The organism is Pectobacterium zantedeschiae, assembly GCF_004137795.1.
GTDB classification, from domain to species: domain Bacteria; phylum Pseudomonadota; class Gammaproteobacteria; order Enterobacterales; family Enterobacteriaceae; genus Pectobacterium; species Pectobacterium zantedeschiae.
On sequence record NZ_NWTM01000001.1, the window covers coordinates 1,369,489 to 1,382,698 of the forward strand.

Annotated in this window: 17 protein-coding genes and 1 pseudogene; 1 reads left to right on the forward strand and 17 read right to left on the reverse strand. The window is 50.1% G+C overall.

Features of this window, described 5'->3' with window-relative positions; translation table 11 throughout:
- Positions 1-6: 6 nt before the first annotated feature.
- From CLR69_RS06230 to CLR69_RS06260, 7 genes are all read right to left on the reverse strand, one after another.
- Positions 7-984 (reverse strand): phage minor head protein, encoded by a 978-nt coding sequence (locus tag CLR69_RS06230; protein ID WP_165345956.1) that lies wholly within the window; start codon positions 982-984, stop codon positions 7-9.
- The gene (locus tag CLR69_RS06235; protein ID WP_129711369.1) at positions 938-2,389 is read right to left on the reverse strand and encodes a DUF1073 domain-containing protein; all 1,452 of its coding nucleotides are present in this window, start codon (positions 2,387-2,389) and stop codon (positions 938-940) included. The genes CLR69_RS06230 and CLR69_RS06235 overlap by 47 nt, the downstream gene beginning before the upstream one ends.
- An 11-nt stretch (positions 2,390-2,400) precedes the next feature.
- Positions 2,401-3,948 carry a terminase gene (locus tag CLR69_RS06240; RefSeq protein WP_129711370.1) on the reverse strand — a complete coding sequence of 516 codons (1,548 nt, stop codon included), beginning with the start codon at positions 3,946-3,948 and terminating at the stop codon, positions 2,401-2,403.
- Positions 3,945-4,433, reverse strand: coding sequence for a DUF2280 domain-containing protein (locus tag CLR69_RS06245; protein WP_129711371.1), 489 nt, complete (start codon positions 4,431-4,433; stop codon positions 3,945-3,947). The genes CLR69_RS06240 and CLR69_RS06245 overlap by 4 nt, the downstream gene beginning before the upstream one ends.
- Before the next feature lie 31 nt (positions 4,434-4,464).
- Positions 4,465-5,103, reverse strand: coding sequence for a putative metallopeptidase (locus CLR69_RS06250; RefSeq protein WP_129711372.1), 639 nt, complete (start codon positions 5,101-5,103; stop codon positions 4,465-4,467).
- A gap of 242 nt (positions 5,104-5,345) precedes the next feature.
- Positions 5,346-5,567, reverse strand: a complete 222-nt coding sequence (locus tag CLR69_RS06255; protein ID WP_129711373.1) for a hypothetical protein — start codon at positions 5,565-5,567, stop codon at positions 5,346-5,348.
- 320 nt (positions 5,568-5,887) lie between these two features.
- The gene (locus CLR69_RS06260; protein ID WP_129711374.1) at positions 5,888-6,238 is read right to left on the reverse strand and encodes a hypothetical protein; all 351 of its coding nucleotides are present in this window, start codon (positions 6,236-6,238) and stop codon (positions 5,888-5,890) included.
- Between the two features lie 195 nt (positions 6,239-6,433).
- Between CLR69_RS06260 and CLR69_RS06265 the strand changes: the two genes are divergently transcribed.
- The gene (locus CLR69_RS06265; RefSeq protein WP_129711375.1) at positions 6,434-6,838 is read left to right on the forward strand and encodes a hypothetical protein; all 405 of its coding nucleotides are present in this window, start codon (positions 6,434-6,436) and stop codon (positions 6,836-6,838) included.
- Positions 6,839-6,850: 12 nt separating this feature from the next.
- On the opposite strand, the pseudogene CLR69_RS06270 reads toward CLR69_RS06265, so the two are convergent.
- The 10 genes and pseudogenes from CLR69_RS06270 to CLR69_RS06320 all read right to left on the reverse strand — a co-directional run.
- Positions 6,851-6,964: pseudogene (locus tag CLR69_RS06270) on the reverse strand (lysis system i-spanin subunit Rz); the annotation flags it as partial.
- 8 nt (positions 6,965-6,972) lie between these two features.
- Entirely contained in the window at positions 6,973-7,503 is a 531-nt protein-coding gene (locus CLR69_RS06275) for a lysis protein (protein ID WP_129711376.1), read from the reverse strand.
- On the reverse strand, positions 7,500-8,123 hold the full coding sequence (locus CLR69_RS06280) for a glycoside hydrolase family 19 protein (protein WP_131534986.1): 624 nt from the start codon (positions 8,121-8,123) through the stop codon (positions 7,500-7,502). The genes CLR69_RS06275 and CLR69_RS06280 overlap by 4 nt, the downstream gene beginning before the upstream one ends.
- A gap of 2 nt (positions 8,124-8,125) precedes the next feature.
- Complete coding sequence (locus CLR69_RS06285; RefSeq protein WP_129711377.1) at positions 8,126-8,458, reverse strand: phage holin, lambda family; 333 nt, start codon at positions 8,456-8,458, stop codon at positions 8,126-8,128.
- 104 nt (positions 8,459-8,562) lie between these two features.
- Positions 8,563-9,426 (reverse strand): DNA/RNA non-specific endonuclease, encoded by an 864-nt coding sequence (locus CLR69_RS06290; protein ID WP_129711378.1) that lies wholly within the window; start codon positions 9,424-9,426, stop codon positions 8,563-8,565.
- 171 nt (positions 9,427-9,597) lie between these two features.
- Positions 9,598-10,215, reverse strand: coding sequence for a hypothetical protein (locus CLR69_RS06295; RefSeq protein WP_129711379.1), 618 nt, complete (start codon positions 10,213-10,215; stop codon positions 9,598-9,600).
- Positions 10,216-10,522: 307 nt separating this feature from the next.
- Positions 10,523-11,125, reverse strand: coding sequence for a hypothetical protein (locus CLR69_RS06300; RefSeq protein ID WP_129711380.1), 603 nt, complete (start codon positions 11,123-11,125; stop codon positions 10,523-10,525).
- Positions 11,122-11,706, reverse strand: a complete 585-nt coding sequence (locus CLR69_RS06305; protein ID WP_129711381.1) for a recombination protein NinG — start codon at positions 11,704-11,706, stop codon at positions 11,122-11,124. Before CLR69_RS06305 ends, CLR69_RS06300 begins: the two co-directional genes overlap by 4 nt.
- Positions 11,699-12,148, reverse strand: coding sequence for a recombination protein NinB (locus CLR69_RS06310; protein WP_129711382.1), 450 nt, complete (start codon positions 12,146-12,148; stop codon positions 11,699-11,701). Before CLR69_RS06310 ends, CLR69_RS06305 begins: the two co-directional genes overlap by 8 nt.
- Positions 12,149-12,690: 542 nt before the next feature.
- Complete coding sequence (locus CLR69_RS06320) at positions 12,691-13,002, reverse strand: hypothetical protein (protein WP_129711384.1); 312 nt, start codon at positions 13,000-13,002, stop codon at positions 12,691-12,693.
- Positions 13,003-13,210 lie beyond the last annotated feature (208 nt).

Sequence of the window (13,210 nt, forward strand, 5' to 3'; positions counted from 1 at the left end):
ACTTTTTTAGGATTCACTCCACTGCTGACGCTCTTTCTTCAACTTTTCCGCCAGCCCTTCATTAAATATGCTGTCGTCTTCGTTAAGCAGCACCGGAATCTGGCTGCAGTAGCAGTTGTACTGGTTGCCTCTCTCAGCATAAAACGCCCTTACCTGTTCAGTGGTGTACACGTTGCCGTGTCGACTGGCATGCCACGGGCGCGTCGTAGGTTTGAGCGCTGACAGCCACAGAAGACCGGTATTCAGTCCCAACCTATCAGCAACCCAGTTCGTTTCGTTCCACTGTGCCTGACGTAGCGCGCCAACCTGCTCGGTCTGGGCCATCGTTTTGGCGCGTGTCATCGAGACATCAAGGCGCTTGCTGATTACCTTCGCAGTCTCGCGAGGGTTAACGCCTCTGCCAATAGCGTCGGCAATGACGTTCGCGAGGTCACCGCGCGCCCGGTCACTCTCGAGCTTCCAGTCGCTGTAAGTACTGATATATGCGCTGGCTATCTGATTCTGGTATGCCGAGCTGGAGAGCAATTGCTGCAGCGTTGTCTGACTGGCGTACGCCTGAGACTGCACCGACAAGTTGGTGAAGGCGTTTCGCGTACCTCGCTCATACTCAGCGGCGACATAATCCAGCGCCCAGAGATTTTGGCTTCCACCGTCGAGCAGTGCATCATCCAGGATGGTCTGGACTATCTGAAGCAGGTCGGCCAACTGCGCCGCCGTCATATCGTAGATGTAGCGACCGGCATTAACCTGGTACAGCGAAGGCTCTGCGCCATCGTTGTTGCACATCAGCCAGGACTTCTCGCCGTTGGCTTCACGCTGCTGCCCGGTCAGCCGCTGGTCAAACATCGCTTTCAGGCGGCGCTTTATCGTCAGATAGCGCTCATCGATGTCACGAAACATCCTGCCAACCTGCCGCGCTGACTGCGTAGGGTCCGCTTTATTGCGTGGAACGATTGGCGTCCCGATTCGGGTCTGCACTGTCATCATCATCTGTCAGCGGATCCTTACCAGGTGGTTTTGCATTGGGGTCTGGTGTTCTGGGCTCTTTTCGTGGTTCCAGCTCACCGACAGCGCGGACCTCGTTCTCATCTACCGCGGGAGTGCCAAAGGCCTGCTGGGTCTTCGCCGCCACGTCCGCCATCGTTGCCATGTTCGCGAGCTTTTCTTTCTCACTCGGGGCCAATAAATCAGACCAGGTCAGCGTCACCTCACCGGATGCCGGCGGATCAATAATGCCGACAGTCCAGAAACGCTCAATCACACGGGTAATAACGTCAGAAAGAAAGCCCCAGCGGCGCTCGTTACAGCGGTTTGCCCAGGCTGCCTTATCTTCCTCAGACGCGAGGTTGCCCGTCTGCTTGCCGAACATAATGTTGAACGGGCACTGAATTGTGGAAGAGAACGAGTTAGCCGACACAGTCCAACTTGGCGTCGGGTCAGCAGCAGCCACCGAGAGCACGGAGGTTTTACCACCCTGCGTCACTAGCGCCGCGTCGGTACCGCTATTCAGCTTCGTTACCTTGTCGTTCATCGCGTCGCCGAGCTTGTCATAACCGGCTTCTTTTGCCTGTTTGATCAGCGCATCAATGCTGACCTGTTCGCCGAACTCAGTGGCGAGCTGACGGCTGGCATTCTTCAGGAACCCTTCCGCACTGCCGCCTTTCGTCTTCTCAATATCCAGCAGGTCGTTGTAACCGGCCTCAAGGAGCGGGATTCCTGACAGAATATTGTCATCCTCAGAACCCTCACACAGCAGGATAATACGATCGGGATGAACCTGGACTGAACGCGGACTGCTGTAAGTTCCCTCATCGCCGATAGGTTGCTCATTGAACTGATAGCTGACTGGCTGGCCGTAAGTTTCAGACCAGGTATCGATATCCAGATTGCCCGGTGTGATCTGTGGCTCCCACGCCGGGATAAGTTTCACCAGTGCTTTGCTGCCGAGTTTTTTTACCACGTCGGTATCAATAGGCTGGCTCCAGTCCCGGCTATCGCGCACCTGTATCAGTAATGCGGAATAGCGGCCGACCATGTTGCGTCGATCAGCGTCTTTGATTTTCGCCCAGTGTTTTTTCATCAGCTTCGTGACAGCTTTCTCCCACTGCGTTGTGGTCGTCGACTCCTTGTCTTCGTCGCCGTCGATGATGGTTGGCCGGTCGACCCAGCAGCCATCGAGAAGCTTGTGCACGGCCGAGAAGCCGGTCGAACCGCGCCGGTACTGCCGGTAGAAATTATCGAAGCTGAGCGTGTCCGGGTAGCCGAACTCGTCCCACAACTTCGTGCGCTTCACGTTGCCATTGCGCCCTGCGTACAGCATTCGCTGCCGCCCGATAGCATCAGTAAGGGCGTTTACGAGGAATGAAACCTCGCCTTGTTGTTCACTCACTGATGAGCTCCTTAGAAGAAGATTGCCCCCACCTTCGCCGGTGAGTGCAGTACGCGGTAACGAGTAGCATCCCAGTCGTGATCTTCCTGGGTGGTGTCGACATCGTCAGACTTCTTGTCGTCACGGACTAAAACAGGGATGCGGCTTATCCAGCCCCGGCAGTGCTCCATTACATAAAAAGCTGGCTTCTCGGGTATTCCTGACTCCATCTTTTTGGCTTCAACAACCGCCTCAAGCATGTCCGCGAAAAGCGATGCACCGTTGATACGCGATCCCGGCGTCTTGTCCGCCGGTATCCATTTGACGCCCTGAGCTTCCATTTTCTGTGCAATGGAAAGCTCGTTGTCGCCAGTGTTGAAAATTGCGCCGTCGGCAGGGCCGGGGATAACTTCGCGGCATATGCCTGGCACAATGTGCATCTGGCCTTTGCCCTGAACTTCCTCCGGCTCGTCTACTTCCTCACCCAACAGACGTTTATCAACCCATGCAACGCCCTTTGCGACGTTCGTCGAGGACATATTGAGGCCTTTGTTGAGTTCGTCCGGCGGGCAGCCGTACCACTCACCAATCAGAATCAGCGACCCGGCTGGCGGGCAGAACTGGCGGCCGTCGGGCAACTCAGCGGCTGTGCCGTCGGCGCGCGCCCACCAGAGGTTAGAGAACGGCTTTGATTCGCCCCAGTCGTGGGAGCGGTCAACCGTCCAGCTATCCGGGATACGGAACGGCTTGATAACGTGCAACAGCGCATTCCACAGGTGGTCAAAGCGCCCGCCACTGGTCACATCCCATGAACCTTCTACCCATGCTTTGCGCCGGTTCGGGTCTTTGATAGCCATCAGCGTCGCGATGTACTGCGGATCCAGATACGGGTTTTCTTTGAACGAGCCGTGAATTGCAACGCGTGTAAGCGTCACATCCTCTTCGCGCTCAGTCTGCGGGTTAAACACCTTCTGCGTTTCGCGAATGATGGTGCCGCGCGGCGCAGGCTCGATGAAGCGCTTCTTCACCCAGGTATGGCCGATGCCGAACGGGTTGGTCGTGCTGAACGTTTCCAGGGGGATCGGCTTCAGCAGACTGCCGTCCGCCAGCGGGTAGTTCTCGGGCCGGAACGAGCTACGACGACACGAAAACATCATTTCGTAGAATTCAGCAGACTGCTGCTTTGTCAGCTCGTTGAACCCGATGAACGGGAACTCCTGCCCGTGGTAGTCCCAGTAATCACCCTCTTCCTTCCCGAATCGGAACAGCAGCTCTTCGCCGGTAGGCCAAACCCAACGCAATTCACTGGCCGATGCCAGATAGCGTGCGCCGTCGTTAAACAGGCGGTACATACGCTTTGACTGGGTGATAATGTCGGTGAGGTTTTTATACTCGGTATCGAAAATGACGCCGCGCCAGAACGAACCATAGCCCAGACCAACCAGGCGACGAAAGCGCGCCAACTGGGCGGCGGTTTTACCCGGCCCGCGAGTTCCCTCGTAGAGTATCTCGTTACAAGGACAGCTAAGGGAGAGTGATTGCGATCCCGGCAAAGGTTTCCAGACGGCTTTGTAATTCATCCACCAAGAACCTCGCTCTGCTGTTTCTGTGCTGCCGCCTCCCAACCTTCAACGCTATCGCAACTCGGAACAGGCATAACGTTATGAGTGGCAACCACGCTTTGCTCCACCTTCTGCTTATTGGTGTAAACGTCACCAACATCTTTGGCTGCCTGCTCGAGCAATTGAGCGGTCATCCCGAAGTTTTTCATTTCCTCAGCCTTAACAGCCATGCGATTGAGCGCGCGGAGTCGATACGCTTTGTTGGCGATCGGGATATCTGAGATTTCATTCTGGAAGCGCTTGCGGGATTCATTGAACATATCAACCCATTTTTTCGCGAGCTTTTTGCCGCTAACTTTCGTGGGGTCGTGTGATTCAATCTGCTGACGGCTAACTTTGATGCCAAATTCTTTTTGGACGGACTCAACTACCTGAGAGGGGGTATCAAAGCATGCAAGTGATTGGATGATGAAGGCTTTTACCTCTGATTTTAACACCGCCATAGTTCACCATCCGTCCAACCCTGTCCAAAATTTACGCCAATTTTAATAAGCACGTTCCGCATGCCCTCGCCACATCGACGTGAGCCACTTCCGGCCTGTTGTTTGCCGCATCAACCATTTCCTGCACGTCACGGCTTGCACCGTAGCGACGAACGACGCCAACGAATTCCTCAACATCGTGACCGCGCACTTTCAGCACCGGCAATCCGGTATCTCGTTTAAATTTCGGAGCGCCAAATTCATCAGTCGCGTGGCAAATGTGGTAAAGCTCATGCTCAATGAGTGCGCAGAAATCCAGATCGCTACATTGAGCGCAATAGTCAGCGGCCAGCGTGATAATGAATGTTGGGATTCTCCCGAACCATTCGTGCATCTGCTGTTCCATTCTCGCTTTTTGCCATCCACCCGCACGCATCATCACTTCTTCGCATTGACCAAGAACAGTACGGCCTTTTTTCTCGAATGCTGATGACGCCCACATAAACGCAATATCAGCTGTATGCAGATGAAAATGATCCGGGTTATACAGGTTTCCGCTTTCGCTGATGATCTGCTTGTCTACCCAATCATAAATCTCGTCCGCAGGTATTAACCTGGTATATGGGCACGGGATGTGAGGCGTCATGAAATCATTTGGCGGGTATGGCCGCGTAATGTCTTTATCAGACATAACAGAATATTCCTCTACATTGGAAACTATAAACCCCACGGTACCGGATACCGGCGACAACGAAAACCTATACGATATTCTGCTTTCTGTGCGGTACCGTGGATGTTTTTAGCATTTTATAAAACCATTACGCTATTCACTCGCTTGGAAATGAATGGTGTGATGGCAATAAAAAAACCACCCGAAGGTGGCCTTTGTGCTGGCGATATAAAATCGCCCTTATATGGTTCCGATAAGCCGATTTACTTTACTTTTAATGCTTCTTGAATAGCATCAGCTAGCGTGGATATATGTTGAGCAACAGCCTTAAGCTCAACATCCGTTTTGCAAGTAGCGCAAACGTCCGAACTCCCTACTGAGGCTTTCGCAACTTCAAGCGCCGCCTGCACAGCTAGTAATCGTTGTGCTTTCTGGATTGCCTCTTCTTCTGTTTTGCTAGCTCCAGCAAAATAGTTCTCTAACATTATATTTTCCTTTTCTAAGCCATCCCCAGTAGATGACAGCAAAATGATAATTGGGTCGATTGCGCACTTTTCAAGCATTATCACGTGCGCCAGATTAGATGCCTTACTGCTGGCCTCAGCCATCTGCTAATGGCTTGATCATACCGTTGTCGTACTATGCCACTATTTCACGGAGAGACATCACTCCGGCCTGGTATGCCGATTCGATGGCTCCCCAGTCCGGTTTTGCCATGGTTGTTTTCCTGTTTTGAGCCATTAAAAAAGCCACTCGAAAGTGGCCTTTGTGGCGGCAATAAAAAACGCTAGGATGTGTGACAGTGTTATTTAATTACCGTGGTGGAAGTTGATTTACGTCCAACATGAACAAGCATCTTGTTCTGGACATCATTGATATCAAAAATCTGTTCCAGAAGTTCAATCACTCGCGCACTAATAGAGTCCGATGCAGACTTTAATTCACCAACCGATACATGACCTTCATCATCAAACTCTACAGGCCTTGCAATGACGCCATAATAAACGTTTTCAGGTAACTCGACTCCCGATGGGCTTTCCTTGGTGAATCCATTGTCAGCAAGTTGCTTTGTTACCTTAGAGTAAACTTCCGTACGCCCATCAACTGTAATGTCGAAAGTAATTAAAACAGTAAACTTCGTTTCTTTAAGAGCCATACATAACCCCATGCATTGTTTGTCGGTGCTAGATTATTTTATTAATGGGGTCTATTCCTAAAAATTCAAGCCATACTCTCGCAGTGGCCTAAACATAACGACTCAGATCAAGGCACAACCTCCATCCGTCATGCACACTTCCACGATCATGAAACGAATGCTAACTTAACCCTTCCTAATGCTGAGATCTCTTTTGTGAAAACTAATTTTTTAACCGCCGTGCCACTTATCATCGCTTCTTCTGGCACAGTGAATGCTGAAGGTATGAGTATGGCTGAGTATCAGCAAGTGCAGTCAATCAACCAATGTGCATATATCGCCAACACAATGATGGCTGACAATACAGCTCAGGTTATGAAGCTTGCGCTGAGCCGTTATGTTTCAATGGCCTCCAAGATGAGTCCTGATGACTATAACCCTACCCCAAGTGACCTCGCCATTGACTATGCGCTTTTCTTCCAGCAGAAAGTATCTAACACTGAAGACGAGATGTTTCAGCAGATTAACAAGCGCGTGCTTCCCCTAGCGTCAAGTTCTTGGGTGCTTGTAGCCCGTGACTGGTGGGTCGTCAAACAATGCTCACTTGCTACAGGACTATGATTATTAATAATTTTATCCAAGGCATTGTTCCCGCACGTACGCTTGCAAGCCCGTTAATTGGTTGGTGACGGTTTCGATTCGCTCTCGGAGGGTGAAATAACCCCGTTGAGCGGAATCAGTAGGTCTGATGCCGATTAGTGGGCGATGATGCCCTGCTGTTGCAGCCCTCGAATATACCCGTGAAGGTAAAGCAGTTTCGACTGGTCGTCCTTTATTCCGGCTCTGATATCGAGAATGTTTCGTCCAGCAACCGGAGAGAGTCGGAGGGCGGTTGCATTGCCCATGCTGCTGGCGCTGCGTACTGCGCCCGCTGATTGCTCACAGGTTGCAAGGGCTGCGCTGGCGAACTGCACGCGACGCTTGCCGCTGACAATATCATTACGCAGACGATCCGCTTCACGTTTTGCATCTTTCCGCTCCTTTGTGGATTTGGCATCTAACGCTGCTATTTGTTGTTGGAAGTTGTGCTCACGATTACGAGCCGCTTCGCTATCCGCTGTCGCTTTGTCTGATACGGATTTCAGCACCAGAGCGTGTTCAGTTTTCAGTGTCGCTATATCAGCGTCATAATTCGTTGATACGATCCACCAGCAGAATGATCCGCCAGCGATGATTCCAGCCACCAGCGAAACAGCTGCTATTTTCCAATTAGGGATAATGCTCATACCAGAACCTGTCGAGCTCGTTCAAAACGTTCACGCCGCTCGGCCAATCCGTTACTTCCGCCGTTTATCAATCGCGTTACTGCAACGACGTCATCAGCTACAGCGCCGCATTTACGTGAATTCCAGAACCACGCCGCAGAACGCATAGCATAAATGTCCTGCTCTAATAGCTCAGGTTTAGCAATCAAATCCACGCCCAATACCGCACCACAATTCATGTAGTTCGTTGCACCTGTGACTTGAATCAGCCCGCGCCCACGGAAGTTCCAGCCGTCACCCGCAGCCTTGTTTCCCATTCTCCCGCCATAAACCAGATTAGCTATTGCCGCCTGTCGGTTCATAGGAACAGATTTTTCACCGGGCTGACGCCCCAGCATCGAAATCTGGTCAGCACTCAGACGATGGCCGAATGTCGCTTTCAAACCATTCTGGCTGTAGTTAAACGACTCAACGATATGAGAAAATCCGGCTGACTCGTGGCCCACTTGAGCAATAAACATCGCTTGTGCCACCGGCAGAGTGATGCCGTATACATCGAATGTGTCCTTAATAACCGGATACCAACGCGCAGCCAGCTCGGCGCTGATATTAGCCGCCATTTGAAATTGTGACTGATTCATATTTATACCTGCGAATTAGTGTCGCCAGTCTTACTTCCAACAACGCGGCGAAGAATGGAACTGATATAGTCAATGCCGAGGAAGCCGATGAATACGCTGCCCATCGACGCAAAATTCGAATCCCATCCCAATGCTGACAACCCGTCATTGATGTAGTAGGCAACCAGCGAACACATAGCAGCATCGAGCAATCGTCGTGACCAGCTATCACGACCAACATACGCGGCACGCAAAAGCGCCATTACTGCCGCGGCAACTGAGTAACCGACTTCTTTCTGTGTAAACCACGCGATCAGTTGCGCCCACGCGTCGGGATTTTTATCTGGCATTTTCATATCTCCACCTCCGAGTTACGGGGCACAGTGTGATTTAAGGGCAAAGAAAGCCCGCCGCGAACTTACAGCGGGCTACGTAATTTATTAATTACTGCGGAGTTGTATCAGGGGCAGCCGAGGTCACTCACAAGAGCACCCTTTTGTGACTTGATTGTGTTGGCTACATTCGCAGGAAGCGATGACCAAATGTTTAAACCGGTCTTCTGTTCAATCTGACTTACTGTCACTTGGAAATTACAGAAGTTAGCCGCACGCGGGGTGTCTTGATTCATAATGAACGCCGCGAATTTGCCATCAGCCGGGCTAGAACCTGTGAACAGAATCTTCCAGTAGCCGCTCGGGATTTGAACCGATGGAGCATTAGGTAATGTAGCAATATTGCGCTCAAACAGTGGGCCAGTCACTGTATAGACAGCTGTGGTATTGGATAACGCACGCTCTTTATCTTCCAGCCGCACCCAGGCGCCCTGATTTAGGTCGGCTTTTTGCGGCGTGATGTTCGATAAATAATTCAAAGATTGCCAGTCTGACGAACCCCCGAGCCCAGCCAATGGAGCCTGGTGTCCACGGTCAACAGCTAACGCCGCATTCGCGCCAGTATATGCTGCTGGTGCCAACGTATCAGCAGCAGGCAAATCAGGGTCTTGACGCCATGTGCGCGATCGGCCACTTGCTTGGCTTGATGATGTCATTTTATACGCTACCCAGTTCGCGAAACGAGTAGAGGCGTTGTTGTTCAGCGTGTATGCGTCACGGATTAATGTCTGCGCACTGCCACCGGTTGGGCATCCCACGAGACAGTTATCTTTCGACACTGCCGCGACCGCTGCAACAGCGGCTTGCCGTGCCGGTGCAGGCGCAGCGATTTCAGCTTGCTCCCGAGGTTGTTCGGCTGTCTCTTGCGGTTGGTACGTTGAGCATGCGCCCAGAAGTAAAGCTGGCAGTAACTTGATGACGTTCAGTTTCATGCGATGTATCCCTCTTTGATGTATGTACAGTATGAGTCACTAGGACACGTTCAATGTACATAAAGGGATTATCACGTCTTATTAAACTAGTTTACTTCTTTCTTACACGGCGCACATAAAAAAGGCCACGCCTTAGCGCAGCCCTTACAGGATAATCCTTTAATCCAATGCTTAGACCTTGCTGTAAAACCTACTATCTTCAGAATAACAATAATCTTTAACCAAAACCAATAGGTCACTAGTTGCAGATTTTATATCATCAAATATTGATTTACTTAGTTCTCGTTCCTGAATTAGGCGACCATTTAGCCTAATTAGGCTATCCAGTTTCAATACCATCTTCTGTGACTCTTGACTGTTATTTTCAAAAATCAATAAAAACTTATTCCTTAATAAATTTTCCTTTCGCAAAAACTCAAGCATTTTTTCTTCATACTCATTATCTTCTTTAATTTCATCAATATTTCTTGCAGAAACATAAACACCAAAAACTAAAATATTTGACATATATTCTGATGCAGTGCTCTTTATTTCATCAATTCTTTTTTGATGATGAGTAATCGCAATTGTTATTCTTGTATTCCGCTCATTACTTCTAATGCTCTTTAACGCGATAAAACCAGGAATCCAGCCAGCAATAAGAGAACCCAGTAGGGTCGCTATAATAGTATCCCAAGCGAACCCAGAATCAACCACTATAGTAGGAATCTTATCTACGGTTAAAACTCCGCGTTCAAGCAACTCGGTTTGATATTGTCCAAATGGAAAAGGTACGCCCTGCCAAGTCATGATGCCCTCCTTGTGAAAGGAGAATCATAACAAAAAAACCCGCACTGATGACGGGTTTCGGTGTTTGTCTTTTTTTTGCAATTCGACGCTATGACAGGGGTACTGATGCAATGCATCTCGCGAATACCCCTGTCGTATCGCCGGAAAGCAAAAACCCCGCTAGTGCGAGGTTTTCGAATTTGTCAGATTGTCGCTTCCCATTGCTGCCATCGTGGCGTAGCTCTGCCAATCATGAATACATTAAACAATTTTTTGGCTCAATTTCAATATACGAATAGATAAATAGCACAAATAATCAAAAAATAATTCATACCTGCTCAGTTAATAGCTTTCGGGACGTCAAGAAAACCTTTGCCCTGAATATATCCAGACACCAGCGAACGCGCCTTCTCGCTTCACTGTCGGTTAGCCACGGCGCGATTGCCTGCAACTCGCGAGTAATATCTGAGATTTTTTTGCGCGTGGTGTAATACTGAACACCCACCAGATAGACCGGATCATTAACATCTAATGCCAGTAATACGCACTGCTCGACAAAATCAGCATCATCATTGCGCATAGCCTGATCGATAACGCTGGTGGTCTGTGGCCATAGAATGGCGTGAGCGCGATTCATTATCTGCTGCCCTTTGTAGCCCTCGCACCGCGCCTGATTCAATGCAGCCGTAAAGCGCTCCAGCGCCTTATCCGACCATCGACTACCTCTCAGGCCATTCCAGCATGCATGTCCCCGCGGCATTCGGGGGCCTGCTTCACCCCTTACCCCCTCGCCCCATGTGGTAAGTAATGATTTTATCCAGCCAGACTGGACGTTGGTTAATGAAGTAAAACGCCCCAGATAACTTTTCCGAGGCGCAGCGGCTATAAATCCCAATCCTGCATTATTTTGGCGACGTTGGCGTGGGGTCATGCTGCCTCCTGCTTTTTCAGTTCACGTAAATTAGCTCGGGCGGTTGCCCGGATTTTGTCGAGTTCCTCACGCGTCCATCGGTGTGATCCGTTGTTGCTCTCCAGTTCCTGCACGCGGGATTCACCAATTCGCCCCACCAGCGAAATGCGGTATGCCTCGATATTTCCCGATTTGTGGACGTTGCATGTGTGACACTGTAGCCAGAGATTGTCAGGCTCAAACCTCAGATGTGATGCGGCTGCGGTTGTTCTGTAGTGTCCGGCATGCCAGGCGAACGCCTCGCGTGTACCGCAGGATATGCAGCAATCGCCAGCGGCCAGCAGATATTCGCGCCGCCAGTCGTTAACAGCTCGCTGTGTCATGCTGATCCAATGTGAGAGGGGCTTTATAGCCGCCTTGCGTTCCCGCCATGCAGCCTGATCCGCTCTCTGTTTTTTCTGCTGCTGGCGCTGCTTTTCTTTTTCGCGGAGCTGTATTGCGTACTGCGCGCCGTGCTCAGGGCAGCACCAGCGCACATTGTCGAATTGAGGCGTGAATTTCTCACCGCAGATTTTGCATTTACGGCGGTGTAATTTAGCCATTACGATCACCCCAGCGTTTAGCCCACTCTATTTCCAGCTTGGATTTTTCGCTGAAATTTACGTGCTGCTGAGTCCCGAACCAGTAGATAGCCTCAATAACTTCTACCATCTGCGGGATATTCATTTTGCTGGTGCGCTGACCGAACATCACAATGCCACCATCCAATCCGGGTGCCATGCGCAACTCTTCCTTCTTGGATTTGGCAATCATCGCGGTGATCAGGTCTTTCCAGTCCTCCTTATCGTATTTACTACCGAACCAGACGACCTGGTCAGAGAGGTCTTTCAAAAGTGGCCACATTTTTTTGTTCTGAATATCGGTGCGGCTGGGCTCTTTGATGTCCACGACGAGGGGGTGTTTTTGGTCAACAGGTAGCTGCCGAATAAAATTAATAGCGTTTTGCTTGACGGCATCATTTGCCAGATGGAATTGCTGTTTCATGCGGCACCTCGCAGGGTGACCGCTGAATACAGAAAGTCGCTGGCGTCGTTAAACGTCAGTGACTGAGGATTTGATACGTTTTTTTGCGCCATTGGTTTCTCTCCGTTGGCGCAGCAGTTGATGGTTGTTCAGGCCATCAGCGGCAATTATATATTGTTATTTTAAACTTGGCTTACTAGATAACCGGCACGCTCTAACATTTGTGTGAATAGTGTCGGGGTACCGACAATCTCCTCTGGCTGGAGCGGCATAAATGAAATCGTATCGCCCCGCCGGTACGTTAGCGCCCGGTCAAATTCTGGAAAATCCTTAAACGTCGCTACAACGACATGGTCACGGCAGCGCACCACTGCGTAACCCGAACCTGGTAGTTTTATTGCCAATCCATCACCTTAATTAACTGTATATCCATACAGTAATGATATTATATAAAATATTTCAATATGCAACAAAAAGGCCCCTAAGGGCCTAAGAATTAATATGCTATGTGATGTGTTCTATTACTTTTAAGCAAATACAGCATCATCGGGAGTCAATAGAGGTTACTTAGTTATGAATTTATATACACCCCATGATGCAAGTCCTACTACTGCCGCCCCTGCGACAGCCCACCCAACGACAGGAACAACCGCGCTACTTGCAGCAGCACTAGCTATAGCAGCGACACCACCAGCCATACCAGTGCCACCAGTTGCAATGGCACCGCCACCAGCAGCAGCAATTGCACCAGTCGTTACGGATGCTGATGCTCCAGCTGCTACAGCAGTAGCGGCCATAGCTTCTGCAGCCGCAGCTACGCCAGCCACACCGATGGCAGCACCAGAACCAGCGCCTACGGCAGCACCAACTCCCACAGCGACACCTTCACCAATAGTGTTTAATTTTTCATCCATTATTATCTCAAACTCCCATATTTTATTTAAACCATTTCAACGGTTTTTATAGCCCCATTAATATAAGGTTTATTTTTTAGCCATACAACTTAGCAAGCAGTGTTCCTAACAAAAAACCGCCAATAATAATCCATCTGGTTTTTGTGCTAAACTAAGTAAAACTAATAAT

What these genes read in the sequence shown, in the direction of transcription:
- CLR69_RS06275 (WP_129711376.1), bottom strand. Translation starts at nt 7,503, where the DNA reads ATGAGCATTATCCCTAATTGGAAAATAGCAGCTGTTTCGCTGGTGGCT.
- CLR69_RS06245 (WP_129711371.1), bottom strand. Translation starts at nt 4,433, where the DNA reads ATGGCGGTGTTAAAATCAGAGGTAAAAGCCTTCATCATCCAATCACTT.
- CLR69_RS06260 (WP_129711374.1), bottom strand. Translation starts at nt 6,238, where the DNA reads ATGGCTCTTAAAGAAACGAAGTTTACTGTTTTAATTACTTTCGACATT.
- CLR69_RS06240 (WP_129711370.1), bottom strand. Translation starts at nt 3,948, where the DNA reads ATGAATTACAAAGCCGTCTGGAAACCTTTGCCGGGATCGCAATCACTC.
- CLR69_RS06310 (WP_129711382.1), bottom strand. Translation starts at nt 12,148, where the DNA reads ATGAAACAGCAATTCCATCTGGCAAATGATGCCGTCAAGCAAAACGCT.
- CLR69_RS06285 (WP_129711377.1), bottom strand. Translation starts at nt 8,458, where the DNA reads ATGAAAATGCCAGATAAAAATCCCGACGCGTGGGCGCAACTGATCGCG.
- CLR69_RS06300 (WP_129711380.1), bottom strand. Translation starts at nt 11,125, where the DNA reads ATGACCCCACGCCAACGTCGCCAAAATAATGCAGGATTGGGATTTATA.
- CLR69_RS06230 (WP_165345956.1), bottom strand. Translation starts at nt 984, where the DNA reads ATGACAGTGCAGACCCGAATCGGGACGCCAATCGTTCCACGCAATAAA.
- CLR69_RS06305 (WP_129711381.1), bottom strand. Translation starts at nt 11,706, where the DNA reads ATGGCTAAATTACACCGCCGTAAATGCAAAATCTGCGGTGAGAAATTC.
- CLR69_RS06290 (WP_129711378.1), bottom strand. Translation starts at nt 9,426, where the DNA reads ATGAAACTGAACGTCATCAAGTTACTGCCAGCTTTACTTCTGGGCGCA.
- CLR69_RS06295 (WP_129711379.1), bottom strand. Translation starts at nt 10,215, where the DNA reads ATGACTTGGCAGGGCGTACCTTTTCCATTTGGACAATATCAAACCGAG.
- CLR69_RS06250 (WP_129711372.1), bottom strand. Translation starts at nt 5,103, where the DNA reads ATGTCTGATAAAGACATTACGCGGCCATACCCGCCAAATGATTTCATG.
- CLR69_RS06280 (WP_131534986.1), bottom strand. Translation starts at nt 8,123, where the DNA reads ATGAATCAGTCACAATTTCAAATGGCGGCTAATATCAGCGCCGAGCTG.
- CLR69_RS06255 (WP_129711373.1), bottom strand. Translation starts at nt 5,567, where the DNA reads ATGTTAGAGAACTATTTTGCTGGAGCTAGCAAAACAGAAGAAGAGGCA.